14 protein-coding genes are annotated in these 13731 nt (G+C 73.1%); 1 reads left to right on the top strand and 13 read right to left on the bottom strand.

Going from position 1 to position 13731, the window contains the following annotated elements; all coding sequences use genetic code 11:
- Positions 1-60: 60 nt before the first annotated feature.
- Entirely contained in the window at positions 61-312 is a 252-nt protein-coding gene (locus tag PUR71_RS29350) for a hypothetical protein (RefSeq protein WP_329930176.1), read from the top strand.
- A 423-nt stretch (positions 313-735) separates the two neighbouring features.
- On the opposite strand, the gene PUR71_RS29345 is transcribed toward PUR71_RS29350, so the two are convergent.
- From PUR71_RS29345 to PUR71_RS29285, 13 genes are all read right to left on the bottom strand, one after another.
- Positions 736-2745 (bottom strand): ABC transporter ATP-binding protein, encoded by a 2010-nt coding sequence (locus PUR71_RS29345; protein ID WP_329930175.1) that lies wholly within the window; start codon positions 2743-2745, stop codon positions 736-738.
- 41 nt (positions 2746-2786) lie between these two features.
- The gene (locus tag PUR71_RS29340; protein ID WP_329930174.1) at positions 2787-3023 is read right to left on the bottom strand and encodes a hypothetical protein; all 237 of its coding nucleotides are present in this window, start codon (positions 3021-3023) and stop codon (positions 2787-2789) included.
- A 1-nt stretch (position 3024) separates the two neighbouring features.
- Positions 3025-3510, bottom strand: coding sequence for an NUDIX domain-containing protein (locus PUR71_RS29335; protein WP_329930173.1), 486 nt, complete (start codon positions 3508-3510; stop codon positions 3025-3027).
- A 33-nt stretch (positions 3511-3543) separates the two neighbouring features.
- Positions 3544-4431 carry a phosphotransferase family protein gene (locus tag PUR71_RS29330; RefSeq protein WP_329930172.1) on the bottom strand — a complete coding sequence of 296 codons (888 nt, stop codon included), beginning with the start codon at positions 4429-4431 and terminating at the stop codon, positions 3544-3546.
- Positions 4428-4919, bottom strand: a complete 492-nt coding sequence (locus PUR71_RS29325; RefSeq protein ID WP_329930171.1) for an NUDIX hydrolase — start codon at positions 4917-4919, stop codon at positions 4428-4430. Before PUR71_RS29325 ends, PUR71_RS29330 begins: the two co-directional genes overlap by 4 nt.
- A complete protein-coding gene (locus tag PUR71_RS29320) occupies positions 4916-6289 on the bottom strand; it encodes an NUDIX hydrolase (protein WP_329930170.1) in 1374 nt (457 codons plus the stop codon). Before PUR71_RS29320 ends, PUR71_RS29325 begins: the two co-directional genes overlap by 4 nt.
- Complete coding sequence (locus PUR71_RS29315) at positions 6286-6609, bottom strand: MazG-like family protein (protein WP_329930169.1); 324 nt, start codon at positions 6607-6609, stop codon at positions 6286-6288. Before PUR71_RS29315 ends, PUR71_RS29320 begins: the two co-directional genes overlap by 4 nt.
- A 137-nt stretch (positions 6610-6746) precedes the next feature.
- A complete protein-coding gene (locus PUR71_RS29310) occupies positions 6747-8729 on the bottom strand; it encodes an NB-ARC domain-containing protein (protein WP_329930168.1) in 1983 nt (660 codons plus the stop codon).
- 149 nt (positions 8730-8878) lie between these two features.
- On the bottom strand, positions 8879-10765 hold the full coding sequence (locus tag PUR71_RS29305) for a glycoside hydrolase family 15 protein (protein ID WP_329930167.1): 1887 nt from the start codon (positions 10763-10765) through the stop codon (positions 8879-8881).
- Positions 10766-10797: 32 nt separating this feature from the next.
- Positions 10798-11334, bottom strand: coding sequence for a hypothetical protein (locus PUR71_RS29300; RefSeq protein ID WP_329930166.1), 537 nt, complete (start codon positions 11332-11334; stop codon positions 10798-10800).
- 69 nt (positions 11335-11403) lie between these two features.
- Positions 11404-11643 (bottom strand): hypothetical protein, encoded by a 240-nt coding sequence (locus tag PUR71_RS29295; protein WP_329930165.1) that lies wholly within the window; start codon positions 11641-11643, stop codon positions 11404-11406.
- Entirely contained in the window at positions 11640-12158 is a 519-nt protein-coding gene (locus PUR71_RS29290; RefSeq protein WP_329930164.1) for a helix-turn-helix transcriptional regulator, read from the bottom strand. Before PUR71_RS29290 ends, PUR71_RS29295 begins: the two co-directional genes overlap by 4 nt.
- Before the next feature lie 32 nt (positions 12159-12190).
- The gene (locus tag PUR71_RS29285) at positions 12191-13720 is read right to left on the bottom strand and encodes a Mur ligase domain-containing protein (RefSeq protein WP_329930163.1); all 1530 of its coding nucleotides are present in this window, start codon (positions 13718-13720) and stop codon (positions 12191-12193) included.
- Positions 13721-13731: the final 11 nt, after the last annotated feature.

Here is a 13731-nt window from a genome sequence, read left to right as displayed (position 1 = left end):
CGTCACACCAGCACGAACATCGACTAGGAGAGCGTCATGACTGCACCTTCCTCTGGTGGCATGACCGCCGACGAACTGCTCGCACTTCCGGTGGCCATCGACCTCGACACGGCCAACCGGGCGCTCGGAATCGGCCGCTCCACCGGTTACGGACTGGCGAAGGCGGGGGAGTACCCGGTCCGCGTTCTGCGGTTGGGCAGCACCTACCGGGTGGTGACGTCAGAGCTTCTGAAGCTGCTGGGCATGGAACGTCAGACGGGTTCCGTCCCGCTGACGACTGAACCTGCGAAGGAGCACAGGCTCTGCGCGTGAGGGCGCAGTAGGTGCAACCTGACCAGAGGGCGGTGGTCACCATCAGATGGTCACCGCCCCCCACCCCGGCCTCCCGGCCGTCCCCCGAGTGGCTGCTCGCGTACAGGGGCCCGAGAGCGGCGGGCACCGCCAGCACGAGGCGTTCGGCAACCGGTGCCAGGTCGCCGTCGATGGTGACTAGCACGTCCAAGTCGGACCAGATGTCGAGCGCCCGGCCGTCCCCGGCCGCAGACCCGGCCACCTCCAGCTTCTGCACGGCGGGCTCGTCGGCCGCCAGCGCCCGCAGCACCGGCAGGGCCTCGGCCTGCCAGCCCGCGCGGGGCAGCTCCCCGGCGCCCGCGGACGGCCGTGGCCCAGCAGCGGTTCCATCAGCACCTCCAGGTCAAGCGGGTGCCGGCTGGCTTGGCCGGCACCCGGATCGGATCAGTGGGTGTCGGCGCCGTCCCGGCCGCGTGTCTGAGCGGGGACGGTGGTGTCGTACTGGCGGGCCTGGAGCAGGTACCCCTCGCGGTAGTGGGTCGCGGGCTGGCGGGCCATGAGGTCGGCGTGCGTGCCTTCCTCGATGAGCCGGCCGTGGTCCAGGACGAAGATGTGGTCGGCCTTGGCGGTGGCGCCGAGGCGGTGTGTGATCAGGACGACGGTGACGCCGAGGTCGGTGAGGTGGCGGATCTGCTCGAACGCGGCGACTTCGGCCTGCGGGTCGAGGGCGGAGGTGGGCTCGTCGACGACGACCAGCGCCGGAAGCCGGTTGTCCTGGTCGGGGGTGGTCAGGCGCAGGCGGGTACGGGCCAGGGCGACCTTCTGCCACTGGCCGCCGGACAGCTGGACGCCGCCCTCGAAGCCCTTGGCCAGCAGGGTCTTCCACCCGCGGGGCAGCTCGTCGATCACCGGCTGGAGGTCGGCGTAGTCGGCGGCGGCGTCCAGGTGCTCCTGGCCGAGGGGGACCTCGGGCCGGCCGAGCATCAGGTTGGCCCGCAGGGTGAAGATCCACCGCTGGAAGTTCTGCGCGAGCAGGGCGACGCTGCGGAACTGCTGGTGCCGGTCGGCGAGGGCGGTGTCGACGCCGTCCCACAACACTCGGCCCTGATGAGGCTGGTAGACGCCGCACAGGATGTTGGCCAGCGTGGACTTGCCCGAGCCGTTCGAGCCGACCAACGCGATGACCTTCCCCCGCGGGACGGTCAGGCTGACCTTGTCGAGCGCCGGGACCTCGCGGCCGGGGTAGCTGAACGTCACCTCTTCGACCGTGATCGTCTCCGGGCGTTCCGGCAGAGGCGTCCCGCCGGTGGGGATCGCCCGGCGGTGGCCGTCGCGGCGCAGCTGGTCGAGGTCGCGGACGAACAGGCTCTCCTCGTAGAGGCGGTTGACCTGGGAGACGAGGCCGCCGATGCTCGCGGAGCCGGTTCGGAGGGCGACGACGGCGGTGCCGGCGGCGGCGAGCGGGATGGAGCCGTCCACGACGAGCCATCCGAGCAGGGCGAAGGCGCCGGTGGTGGCGAGACCGGCGAGGGCGGCGGTGACCAGGTCCGTGCGGGCGCGGGCTCCGGCGAGGCGGGCTTGCTCCTGTTCGGCGGAGGCGGCCATCTGCTCGTAGTGGTGGAGCAGGAAGGGGCCGCTGGCGTGGACGCGCTGCTCGGCCGCCGAGTAGGGGCGGATCATCATGTCCGCCAGCGCACTGCTGGCGCGGGAGTGCTGGAGCCAGGCCCGGGTGGAGGCGTACTGGCGGCGGGCGGTGAGCACCGCTCCCCAGCCGCGCGGCGCGGTGATCAGTACCAGCATCGGCAGCAGCGCCGGGTGGAGGACGGACAGCACGCCGGCGGCGGAGACGAGGGAGAGGCCAGCGGTGAGGACGGAGGTGGCCTGGCCGATGATGTTCTGCAGTGACATCGCGCCCCACCGGGCGCTGTCGACCTCCGCAAGGAACTCGGGGTCCTCGATGGCCTCCAGCTCGGAGCGGCTGACGATGCCCAGGAACTCGACGGTGGCCCGGCGGAAGACCGCCGGCTCCAGCCGGCCGCCAGCCCAGGTGGAGAGCGCCGACAGGACCGAGGAGAGCGCGGCAAGCACGCCGACGGTGACGACCGCCGGGAGCGCGGCGCGCAGAACCTGCCCGACCTCCCCGGGCGCCAGGATCGCCGACAGGGCACGGTTGGTGGCGATCAGCGCGGCAGCCGCTGCAAGCCCGCGCAGCACCTCGGCACCGACCAGCGCGATCAGGGCCCGGCGGTCGGCCTGCCACGCCATCCGCCCGGCCAGACGCAGGAAGCGGGGCATCTGCCGGGCCACTGCCCAGAACGTCACCTCCCCGCTGGCCATCTCGTGCTTGGCCCAGCCGTAGTCGTAGCGCATCGGCCCGCCGAACAGCAGCTGCTCGCTGGCGGAGACGCCTTCGTCGGTCACGGGCGCGGTCGGATCGGTCGGTCGGTTCTTCAAGCGTTCTCCTCAACTGTGCGGACACTGCTGCGGGGTGGGTGTTACTCGTTCCCGGGCGGAGAGAGCGGGCCGGGGGCCAGGCGTTCCAGCAGCCGGTCCACGCTGCCGTCGGGCCGGTAGAGCGTGCGGTAGGCGTAGGGGTGCCGTCCGCCGGGCAGCGCGGCGACGCCCTCCTCGGTGACGGTGCGGCTCTCGGTGATTGCGAGCAGCCGCAGGTCGACGTCCGCCGGCAGAACCGTCTGCTCCCCCGTGAGCGGGCGGCGGTGACGGCCGGCCATCTCAGGCCCCGACAAGGGCGCGCAGGTCCTCCGAGGCGTCCCAGCCGTAGGTGGAGAACCCCCGCCCGTCGCCGGAGAGATAGGCGGTGAGCGCGGCGTGCGAGGTGGGGAACATCGGGGTCGGCAGCGTGTCGGCGTCCACCCAGACGACGGCGAGGTGCTTGTCCGGCTCGGTGTTCGTCAACTCGCCGCTCCAGGACGTCGCGGCGAAGACCGAGAGCAGGAACGGGCCCTTGCCGTCCCACCCGGCCTTGACCTGGATGGTGTGGACCAGCCGCAGCTCCGCCGGGGCGACGACCAGGCCCGCCTCCTCGCGCAGCTCGCGGGCCGCGGCCTCGTCGAGGCGCTCGCCCTCCTCGGCCTTGCCACCGGGGACGGTCCAGGCGGGCACCTTGGACCAGGAGTCGTTGGCGTAGTGGACGCAGGCGACCTTTCCCGCCTTCTCGTCGTGGACGATGACGCATACGGCCTGACGCAGTGACTGCACGGATGCTCCAACCGGTAGAGGGTGAAGGGGTGTTTATGCAACGGGGTTCGGGTCGCGCAGCAGGTCCAGGACGGTTCGGGCGTAGCCGAGGACCTCCTCGTCGCGGTGGTGGTCCAGGGCCCAGCGCAGGGCGGCGGGGCAGTCGATCGCGGCCCACGCCCGGCACGCCGCCCGCTCCTGCGGCGTGAGTTCGCGGCCGTAGCCTGCGGTGAACGCGGAACGCAGGTCGGAGCGGTGGGGTGTGAGCTGGAGCGTGACCCGCATCAGGTCGTGGCGGGCCGGGGCTTCGACGTGGCTGCGTTCGAAGTCGATCACCCCAAGCGTCAGCCGGCCGCCGTCGCGGCGCACGATCCAGTTCCGGGGGCCGAAGTCGCCGTGGCAGTATGCGAGCGCGGTGGGCGGGGGTTCGGCACGGGTGGCCTCGGCAAGGACCTCGACGTCCTCGTTCGACAGACGGGCGTCGCGGGCACGGGCGAGCGCCCGTTCGCGTTCCTGAGCCCAGGGCAGGTACTCGCCGACGGGCGCGTCGGCCGTCGGCTGCGCGTGGATCGTGGCCAGGAGCGGCCCGGCCTGCCGGTACACCTCCTGCTCCTCGGCGGCGGAGAGGGCGGTGCTGATGACGGGGGTGCCGGGCAGGGCGGTGGTGACGACGAGCAGCGAGGGGGCGTCGGCGGCCAGCAGGGACGGGGCCTGGCCTGCGCCGAGGGCCGGGGCGAGCAGACGGTAGGCGGCGGTCTCCCGTTCGTGCATGAGCGTGTTCTTGTGGCGCTTGGCGAACAGGCGGCGCCCGCGTTCGTCGACGACCTCCCAGACGCTCGGGAACCCGGCGCGGTCGTGGGAGCGCACGCCCAGCAGCTCGTACGGACCTGCCGCCTCGCGCAGCAGTCGGTCGGCGTCCCGCGGCAGGCGGGGCGTGGTCATGCCGGCCAGCCGACGGCGGACAGGGCCTTGCCGCGGGTGATCTCGCCGAGGGCGTGCGCGGTGTAGGGAACGATGTCGTCCGGCAGCCGGTCGAGCGGCCACCAGCGCAGCTCCGCGCACTTGTGCGGCTCCGCGTTGCGGAGCTGGCCGCCGTAGCAGGTGGGGCGGAAGAAGAGCTGGAGGCGGCTGCGGCCGTCGTCGGCGTCGAGGTGGTGCAGGGTGTGGACGAGGGTGAGGTCCTCCTCGGCGATGAGGATGCCGAGTTCCTCCTCGGCCTCGCGCGTCATCGACCGGGTGACCGTCTCCCCGGGCTGCATGTGCCCGGCGGGAACGTGCCACAAGCCGTTCGCGTAGCCGGTATTGCGGCGCCGGCCGAGCAGCACCAAGCCCTCGTCGAGCAGGACGAGATGGACACCGACGATCAGGGTCGGCGGCTCCGCATCGGGCACGCCGGTTGCCGGGCGGCCGGTGCCGCCGAGCCGGGTCACGAGCTGCTCCCGGCGGGCGGGTTGGCCGCCGTGCTGAGGAAGGGCAGGTAGTGCCGCAGGTAGGGCGGGACAGTCAGCGAGGGGATCTCGTCGAGGGGGACCATGCGTACGGCCAGGCCCTCGTCGCCGAGCCGCAGTTCGCTCTCGTCTCCGTCCCAGTCGGCGTGCAGGACGCGGGTGAGCGGGTGGACGAGTTCGTGGTGCGGGCCGGGGACCGGCCGCAGACCGGTGACCTCGATCCCGGCCTCTTCCAGGACTTCGCGGGCGGCGGCCTCCTGCGGGCTCTCCTCGCCCTCGCGCCAGCCACCGATCGGCGTCCAGTGGCCGGGCCAGGCGATGCCCGGGTTGTGATCGCGGTGGTGCATCAGCAGCCGCCCCTGTCGGTCGGTGACGAACGCCATGATCCCCTCGAAGTCGTCGGGCGGTCCGGGGCGTTCCAGGTAGAGCGTCTGGCCGCAGCGCTGGGCGCGCATGATCTGCAGGAGCCGCTGGTAGCGGGCCGGTTCCATGAGAGCGCCCCAGTCGTGGGCGCTCTCGAACCGCCATTCGGTGTGCTCAGCCGGATCGAGGCGGATCCGGGCCTGCTGCTCCTCGGTGAGGACGCCGCCGTCGAAGACGTAGCCGCAGACCGGTACGGGGTACTCGGTGCCGGCCTGCTCGTGGATGACGGCGACCAGGCGCCGCCGGGTGATCACCTCGGGGTTCTCGGCGGCGAGGTCGAGGCCCAGCTCCTCCTCGGCCTCGCGCAGGGCGGTGGTGAAGGGCGTCTCGCCGTGCTCGACGTTGCCGCCGGGGAAGTTCCACACGGCCGGGTTGATGGTCGAGCGCATCCCCAGGACGCGGCCCTGCGGGTCGGTGACCAAGAGGCAGCCGTAGGTGCTGGGCCGGGCGATGGTGGTGACGTATCCGCCGACCGGCCGCCAGCCCGGGATGCTCAGGCGCCGGGTGAGCCACTCGATCACCGCGCGTTGCCTGTCGCTGGTCGGCGGCAGCGAGTCCGGGTGCGCCCACTGGTGGCTGTCGTGGTCCCTGGAGAGGGCGACCTCGGTGCCGTCCGGCACGACGCCGGTGAAGACGAACTGCCGTACGCGCCGCCCGCGCTGGTTGGTGAAGTCCAGGTGCCGCACGTACTCCAGGGCCAGGCCGGTGAGCCCGGTCTCCTCAGCGAGTTCGCGGGCCGCGCCGGCGGGCACCGCCTCGCCGTCCTCCCGGCCGCCGCCCGGGTACTCCCACAGGCCCGGCAGGACGTCGTGCGGGGACCGGCGGATCATCAGGACCCGGCCCGAGCCGTCGCGCACCACGACGCCGACGCCGATCCGCTCGATGCCCTCGCGGAAGGCGAGTTCGGTGAGTACGCCGAAGTCGATCACTGAGCGGGCTCCTCGATGTCGCGGGCGGCCACCGAGCGCAGGTGGTCCTCGAAGAAGCTGCGGGCATCGCCGCCCATCCGGGCGAGCATCACCAGGGCGGACAGCGCCACGTCGCAGGTCTCCCGGCGCACGTCGTCCCAGTCGTGCGAGAAACCCTTGCGCGGGTTGACACCGAGCGCCCCGATGACCGCTTCCGCGACCTCCCCCGCCTCCTCCTGCAACTTGAGGGCCTGCACCGTCCACCGCTGCTCGTCACTGCGGTCATCATGTGAATCAAGCCTGATTGCAAGGGAGTTGACCGTTTGCCAGATCTGTTCCATAGGTGAGGATCCTGTCCCTGTTCGAGTGGCCCGATCAAGTACTCCGCCGATATGGCGGTTCCCGGCGAGCCCGGGTCATTTCGATTCCTCCGCTGGGCAGAGGCCGGCGCACAACAGGCTGATAGTGGCGACAGTTGTCACGAGACGAGCACCGCCGCGATGCGGTCGTCGAGACGCTTGACGTCCCTGGTGCTGGTGAGGGCCGTGTACTGGTTGAGGCTGGCCGTGTACCAGCCGAGGGCGACGTCGGGCTGTCCGGCGCGCTCGGCGGCCTGGCCGAGGAACTCGGTGGTGCGGGCGGTCCAGTGGCGGTGGCCGGTGTCGGCGAACTCGCGCCGGGCCTGAAGGAGTGTGGCGACGGCGAGATCGTGCTGGTCCGAGAGGGAGTAGCCCTCGCCGAGGTAGGCCAGCGCGCTGGCGGCGTCGAGCGGGTCGGGCGGCTGGAGGGCGGTGAGATCGGCTCGGGCCGTGCGCAGGACGGGGAGGGCGAAGTCGGTGTTCCCCTGGCGGGCGGCGGCGGAGCCGAGGAGCATTCCGGCGAGTCCCGCGCCCCTGCGGTCGTTGAGGTCGGCGTAGAGGCCGAGAGCGTCTCCGAGGAAGACCTGGGCCTCGTCGTTGAGCCCGGCGTCGTGGAGGGCCGCCCCGATCCCGCTGGTGTACTGGGCGACGCCGGCGCGGTCGCCTGCGGCTCGTGCCAGGGCTGCGGCTCGGGAGTAGTGGGTGGCGGCCTCGGAGTAGCGTTCGGCGGCGACCAGGCCCAGGGCGAGGATGGAGGACATTTCGCGGATCGCTACAGGGTCGCCCCGGCGCAGTGCGGCCCGCAGCCCGGCCTCGTACACGATGATCCACATCGTGACGTCGCGGTGGTAGTGGAAGAGGGGCCAGAGGTCGGAGGCGAGCGCGCAGGCAACCGCCGGGTCGTCGCAGGAGACGGCGGTGATCATGGCCGCTCCGACGGCGGGGGCGATGGCCTCCAGCCAGGCGAGGGCCTCGTGCCGGTTGGTGAACCGGAGCGGCTCCACCGGGTGCCCGAGCAGCGACGGTCGGGGCAGGGCGCGGTGGTGCGGAGTTAGGAGCTGGGCGCAGGCGCGGGTGGCCTGGAGAAGGTGGGTGAGGTAGCCGGCGGTGGCTTCGGCGGCGGCGAGCCTGGCCGGTGCTCCGACGCCGATGGCGGCAGAGCGGACGACGGGGGGCAGCGTGTAGAGGTCGCCGCGGACGGCTGCGCGGTGGGCGGTGTCGAGCAGCCCCCGGGCGGCCAGCTCGGTGAGGAGCACCGTGGCTTGGTCGCGGGTGGTGCCGGTCGCGGCGGCGCTGGAGGCGAGGTCGAGGTCGGGAGCCGGGACGAGAGCGAGCCGCTGCAGGAAGCCGGCCTCCCGCGGGGACAGGTGGGCGAGGGCGGTGTCGACGGCGTCGCGCACGGGGTTGTCCGATCGGGTCGTGCCTGACGGGGAGGGTGCGGGTAGGCCGGCGCTCAGCGGCAGGTCCGGCTGGAGGACGAGTTCGGCGGCGGCGAGCACGATCGCCAGTGGCATCCCGCCGTGGAAGGCGACAAGGGCCGCTGCCCCGGCCGGGTCGCGCCTGGTGCGTTCCTCGCCGACGATCCGCGACAGCAGCTGCAGACCGTGCTCGGCCGCGAGCGGTTCGAGGTGGTGGTGGACGGCGCCGTGGGCAAGCAGCGCCGGCAGCGGCTCGCGGCTGGTGACCACGAGCAGGCAGCCCGGCGTGGCCGGAACGAGCGGCAGCACCTGCCCGGCATCGGCAGCGTCCTCCAGCACCACCAACAGGCGCCGCCGGGCGGTCTCGCTGCGCCACAGGCCGATCAGGTCCTGCTCGGCCCAGGGCAGCGGGGCGTGCTCGCCGAGGCCGAGCGAGCGCAGCAGTGACCGCGCGACCTCGGACACCGTGGCGGGGCCGCCCGGGGCGTCGGCGCGAAGCCGGGCCACCAGCTGGCCGTCCGGGTACCGGTCCGTGACCTGGTGGCCCAGCTTCGTTGCCAGGGTCCGCTTGCCGACACCGTCCGAGCCGGTGATCACCACGACGGGCGCGCACCCGTCCGCCGCCGACGCCTGGCCGAGAACGGCGCCTATGGACAGCAGGGACTCCTCCCGCCCGGTGAACACCGCTGGAATGGAAGCGAGTTGGCGCGGAACCGGCGCCAGTGCCGAGGGCGGACCCGGGTGGAGAGGCACGCCTGCGGTGATGTGCCCGGCTCGGGCGGCGACCCCCACCCCTGAGCCGTCAGTCGTCCTGCGCACCTCGCCCCCGCCCACTACGCGACCACGGCGGCCGGCGCCGCCTGCTCGACGGCGGCGCGAGGGCGTGGCGGGTGGAACCGGGCCGCCCGGGGCCAGAGTCGGACGGCGGCATCGGCCAGGGCCCAGTGCGAGAACGCCTGCGGGTAGTTCCCGAGCTGGCGTTGCGCGAGGGGGTCGTACTCCTCGGCGAGCAGGCCGAGGCCGCTGCGTAGAGCCAGGATCCGGTCGAACAGCCCGGTGGCCTGGCCGTGGTGGCCGATGGCGGCGAGACCCTCGGCGAGCCAGAACGAGCAGGCGAGGAAGGCGCCCTCATGGCCGGCGAGGCCATCCACGTTGGCGCCGGGCTCCTCGCGGGTGGCGTAGCGCAGCACCAGGCCGTACTCGGTGAGGTGGTGCTGGATGGCCTGGGTGGTGGCGATGACGCGCTTGTCGTCGGCGGGCAGGAAACCGACCTGGGAGATGAGCAGCAGGGAGGCGTCGAGGTCCTCGCCGCCGTAGTACTGGGTGAACACCCCACGCTCGTCGACGCCGTGGGCGCAGACGTCGTGGTGGATCTCCTCGCGCAGCTCGGCGAGGCGGACCAGGACAGCCGGGTCGGCGTCGGGGCGGCGCTCCAGCAGCCGGAGGGTGCGGTCCACGGCGACCCAGCACATGACCTTGGAGTGGGTGAAGTGCCGTGCCGCGCCCCGGATTTCCCAGATGCCCTCGTCCGGCTCGCGCCAGCGCAGCTCCACCTGCGCGGTCAGGGCGAGGAGCAGGGCGTCGACCTGCGGGTCTGCCGGCAGGCCCGCGTCCTCGGCGAGCAGCAGGGTGTCGGCGAGTTCGCCGAAGACGTCGACCTGGAGCTGGCCGGCGGCGCCGTTGCCGGTCCGCACCGGCCGGGAGCCTTCGTACCCGTCGAGGTGGTCCAGGACTTCCTCGTCGAGGTCGGTGTCGCCGTTGAGGCGGTAGATCGGCTGGAGGCGCACGGGGGTGACCGTGTCGATGAGCCAGCTCCGCCAGCGCCGGGCCTCCTCCAGTTGTCCGAGCCGGACCAGGGCGGCGATGGTCAGCGCGCTGTCGCGCAGCCACACGAACCGGTAGTCCCACTGCCGCTCGCCGCCGAGTTGCTCGGGCAGGGAGGTGGTGGGCGCGGCTACGATGCCGCCGCCCGGGTGGCACATGGCCTTGAGGGTGAGGGCGGAGCGCACCACGGCATCGCGGTAGGGGCCGCGGTAGGTGCACCCGCGCGCCCACTGGTCCCAGTACTCCACGGTCGCGTCCAGTTCGGCGAAGGCGTCCGGTGGGATGGGCGCTGGCCTGTTGGAGGGCTTCCAGGTGAGTGAGAGCGTGACGCTCTGGTGAGCGTGGAGGGAGAGGTCAGCCCGGCACACCCCGTCGCGGTTGACGGTGTGGGAGGGGCCGTCGAGCCAGTACGAGTGCGGGTAGGTGGTCGCCGACAGGCGCGGGGTGCCGTGGTTGAAGCGCTGGATGGTCGGCAGCGTGGCGCCGTAGTCGGTGCGGGGGCGGAAGACGGAGGCGACGCGCACCACGCCGCTGACGCACTCGACGATCCGGATGATCTGCGGTTCGGCGTCGTCGGTGACCGTGGGGGCGGGCATGAAGTCGGTGATCGCGAGAGTGCCGGTGTCGGTGTCCCACTCCTGGCGCAGGACGATGGTGTCGCCCAGGTACTGGCGGCGGTCGGCGGCCGGTGGCGGGGAGCCGTCGTAGACGGCCGGGCCGACGCGCCAGAAGCCGTGCTCCTCGCCGCCGAGCATCGAGGCGAAGACGGCCGGGGAGTCGAAGTCGGGCATACAGGCCCAGTTGATGGCGCCGTCCGGGCGGACCAGGGCAGCGGAGCGCGTGTTGCCGAGGAGGGCGAGGTCCTCGATCCGGAACGGAGCAGGGGCGCGGAGCATGGAGGTCCTGACGTGGGTGGGAGGGGTGGTGGTCAGCCGCGGACGGTGGTCGGGGTGGAGAGCGCGGTGAGGACGGCGGCGACGGTGTCGGCGAGCGTGTCCGCGACGGGCAGCCACGGCATGAGGTTGGAGAGCAGGACGCGGTTGGCCTGCTGGACGGGGTCGGCCGGATCGCAGCCGACGACCACCGTCCCGCCGTACGGGGAGAACAGGCCGGCCTCGTAGCAGTCGTGCACGCGCACATGGCCGATCGGGTTCCAGAACAGGACGGCGCTGGTGCGGCGGATGTTGCGGTCCTGCCAACCGAACGGCGCCCACGCGGCGTAGGGGTCGGTGGCCCGGTTGCGGGAGGGGCGGGGATTGAGGACGGTGCCCTCGAAGCCGGCGCTGGCCAGTAACTCGACCGCCTCCGACTGCCAGTCCGGGCAGCCGACGGTCGCCCCGGCGAGGAACACCGACGGCAGAGCGTCTGGCTCGTACGGCTCCGGGGCCTCGATGTAGCGCAGGGACGCGGTGGTGAAGGCACTGCCGGGGGCGGTGCCCCGGTCGTGGACGGGTGGCGAGGACATCGGCTCTCTGTGGTCGAAGGGGTGCGGCCCTGGCCCGAACGGCCGCCATGGGGTGGAGCGGGGTGAAGCTCAGCCGGTGCGGCGGGTGCCGGATGGGCGGGAGTCCTGCGGGGGTGCGCGGTGGTTGACCAGGCGGTCGGCGACGCCGAGGGTGGTCAGGGCGGCTGCGGCGAAGATGCCGAGGTAGATGGGCTGGCCGATCTCTGCGAGGTGCTTCAGCAGGTAGATCGCGCAGCCGCCGACGAGGACGCCGAGCAGGAAGCACAGCACGGCGAGGGTGATCCGCCCGGGTTTCGGCCGGGCGCTCACGGTGCCGCGCTCTTCGTCTCGGCGGCGCGGGCGAGCGGTTCGGCCGGCCACGTGGGGTCGATGTCGCTCAACAGCACCAGCTCGGCGAGGACCCCGACGACGACGGCCTGGGGTTGGGAGTCGACGTTCAACGTGGCGAGGAGGGTCTTGGTGTAGGTGCGCATCGTCGTCGGGGAGATGCCGAAGTCGGCGGTCAGCTCCGGGGTGCTGCGACCGCCCGCCCAGCCGCGGAGGATCTGCGACAGCCGCGGGGCGAGGGAGGGCTTGATGGTCAGTGCCCCGCTGGGGTGCACGGGCTGGGTGACGATCCGGTGGGCGGTGGCCCAGCCCGCGAGCTGGAGCACGGTGCGGGTGCCGGTCGTGACGAGGACCGCCTCGATCGCGCTGCGGACCCCGTCAGGGGCCAGCCGCGTCTCGGGGTCGGCGGCGATCTGTTCGAAGCTGGCTCCGGCGGCGGCCAGGACGATCAGCCGACGCTCGGCGGCGGCGAGGGCGGGCGAGGGGGCGGTGGGCACGGCGGCTTCTCCAACAGGGCGGTTCGGGCGGCTCACAGGTGCTGCGGGATCGGCGCAGCCGGTGCCGCCAGGTGGAACAGCAAACGGGCTCCGAACCGCTCGGCCTGCCCGGTGCCGACGACCAGCACCAGGTCGCCCTCGGCGGCCAGCTCGCCGATGCGCTGCTCGGGGCCGGGCTCGCACGGTCCCGAGCGGGCGCGCTGGACCTTGCCGTCGCCGAGCATGCGGCGGGCGGCCTGCGCTACGACGTCCAGCGGGTCGGGCACGGTGTGCTGGACCAGCGTGGTGCTGACCGGCAGCAGCAGCGCGTGGTCCACGCCCTTGAGCGCTGCACCGAGTTCGGCCGCGTGCTCGCTGGTGCGGGCGATGCCGTCCGGCTCCAGGACGACGAGGAGGGAGCCGTCGGTGAGCATCCGGGCGGCTTCCACGTCCTGGGCGACCTCGCGCGGGTGCCGTGCCCGGGAGTCGACCACCGCGATGCCGCGATGCGAACCGACCGTGGACAGCGAGCGCTCCACCCCGCGGAAGGAGGCGGCGCGCTCGGCGACGGCCTGCGGGTCCTCGCCGAGCACCAGGGCGGTGGCGATGGCCGCGCACACCGCCAGCGCGTGGTGGCGGCCAGCCACCGGGAGGACGAAGGCGTGGTCCGCCTCCTGGTAGCGCAGGACGACGCGGAAGTCCTCGCCGGTCCAGCGCGGTGTCATGATCCAGACGGTGGAGGCGGGGTCGGTGCCGACGGTGACCACCCGCTGGCCGGGCACTGGACGGTCGCCGAGGCGTTCGCGCAGGTTCGCCACGCTGGTGTCCCAGGTCGGCAGGACGACTACGCTCGCGTTACGGGCGAGCCGTTCGGCCGAGTCGAGCCCGGCGATGTTGTCCTCGAAGTGCGGGGCGTTGGCACTGGTGGCGAGGATCAGCGCGGCGGCGAACTTGGGCTCGCTGTGCAGGAAGTGCGGGGCGGGGCGGTGCTGCCATGCGCCGGGCGGAGCGGCCTCGTGGGTGCCGGCGTCCGGGCACAGGTCCACGACGATCCGGCCGCCGCCGCCAGCGTGCCCGGCGGCCCCGTCGCGGGCCGGGGCGGTCAGCACCCAGCCCGTCTGCCCGTCGTCGAGGACGTGCGCGAGGGCGGCTGCCGCAGTCGCGGTGCTGTGACTGCCCGCCACGGCCACCGCCCCGGAGGCGGCCTGGACGGAGATGGCCTTGAGCGCGAGGGCACGCCCGAGGATGGGCAGCCGCAGCACCTGGGCGCGGTCCAGCTCGGGGTGCGGCCCGGCGACGACGCCCGACCACACCACCGCCGTACGGTCGGTGCGCACGTGCCCGGCGTCGAACCCGACGAGGACCCGCACCCCCGCCGCTTCGAGAGCGGCGACGACGGGGTTGCGCTGGTCGGTCTCGCGGATGCTGCCGGTGACGTCGGCCCCGGCCTCGGCCAACCAGCGGGCCAGGCCCTCCATGCCGGGGGCGGCGACGTCGACCAGGTGCACGGCCGCCAACAGACCGGGCACGACCGGAAGCGGGTGGGTGCCGACAACGGTCTCGGGTCGGGTGGTGGTGTCCATGAGGTTCTCCA

The organism is Streptomyces sp. SP17BM10 (assembly GCF_036322405.1).
In the GTDB taxonomy this organism is placed as follows: Bacteria; Actinomycetota; Actinomycetes; order Streptomycetales; family Streptomycetaceae; genus Kitasatospora.
Note: the sequence above shows the minus strand (reverse complement) of the source record. Positions and strands in the feature narration are given on the sequence as shown.

Coding starts and splice junctions, on each gene's coding strand:
- PUR71_RS29330 (WP_329930172.1), bottom strand. CDS start 4,431: ATGACCACGCCCCGCCTGCCGCGGGACGCCGACCGACTGCTGCGCGAG.
- PUR71_RS29350 (WP_329930176.1), top strand. CDS start 61: ATGACCGCCGACGAACTGCTCGCACTTCCGGTGGCCATCGACCTCGAC.
- PUR71_RS29340 (WP_329930174.1), bottom strand. CDS start 3,023: ATGGCCGGCCGTCACCGCCGCCCGCTCACGGGGGAGCAGACGGTTCTG.
- PUR71_RS29305 (WP_329930167.1), bottom strand. CDS start 10,765: ATGCTCCGCGCCCCTGCTCCGTTCCGGATCGAGGACCTCGCCCTCCTC.
- PUR71_RS29285 (WP_329930163.1), bottom strand. CDS start 13,720: ATGGACACCACCACCCGACCCGAGACCGTTGTCGGCACCCACCCGCTT.
- PUR71_RS29315 (WP_329930169.1), bottom strand. CDS start 6,609: ATGGAACAGATCTGGCAAACGGTCAACTCCCTTGCAATCAGGCTTGAT.
- PUR71_RS29300 (WP_329930166.1), bottom strand. CDS start 11,334: ATGTCCTCGCCACCCGTCCACGACCGGGGCACCGCCCCCGGCAGTGCC.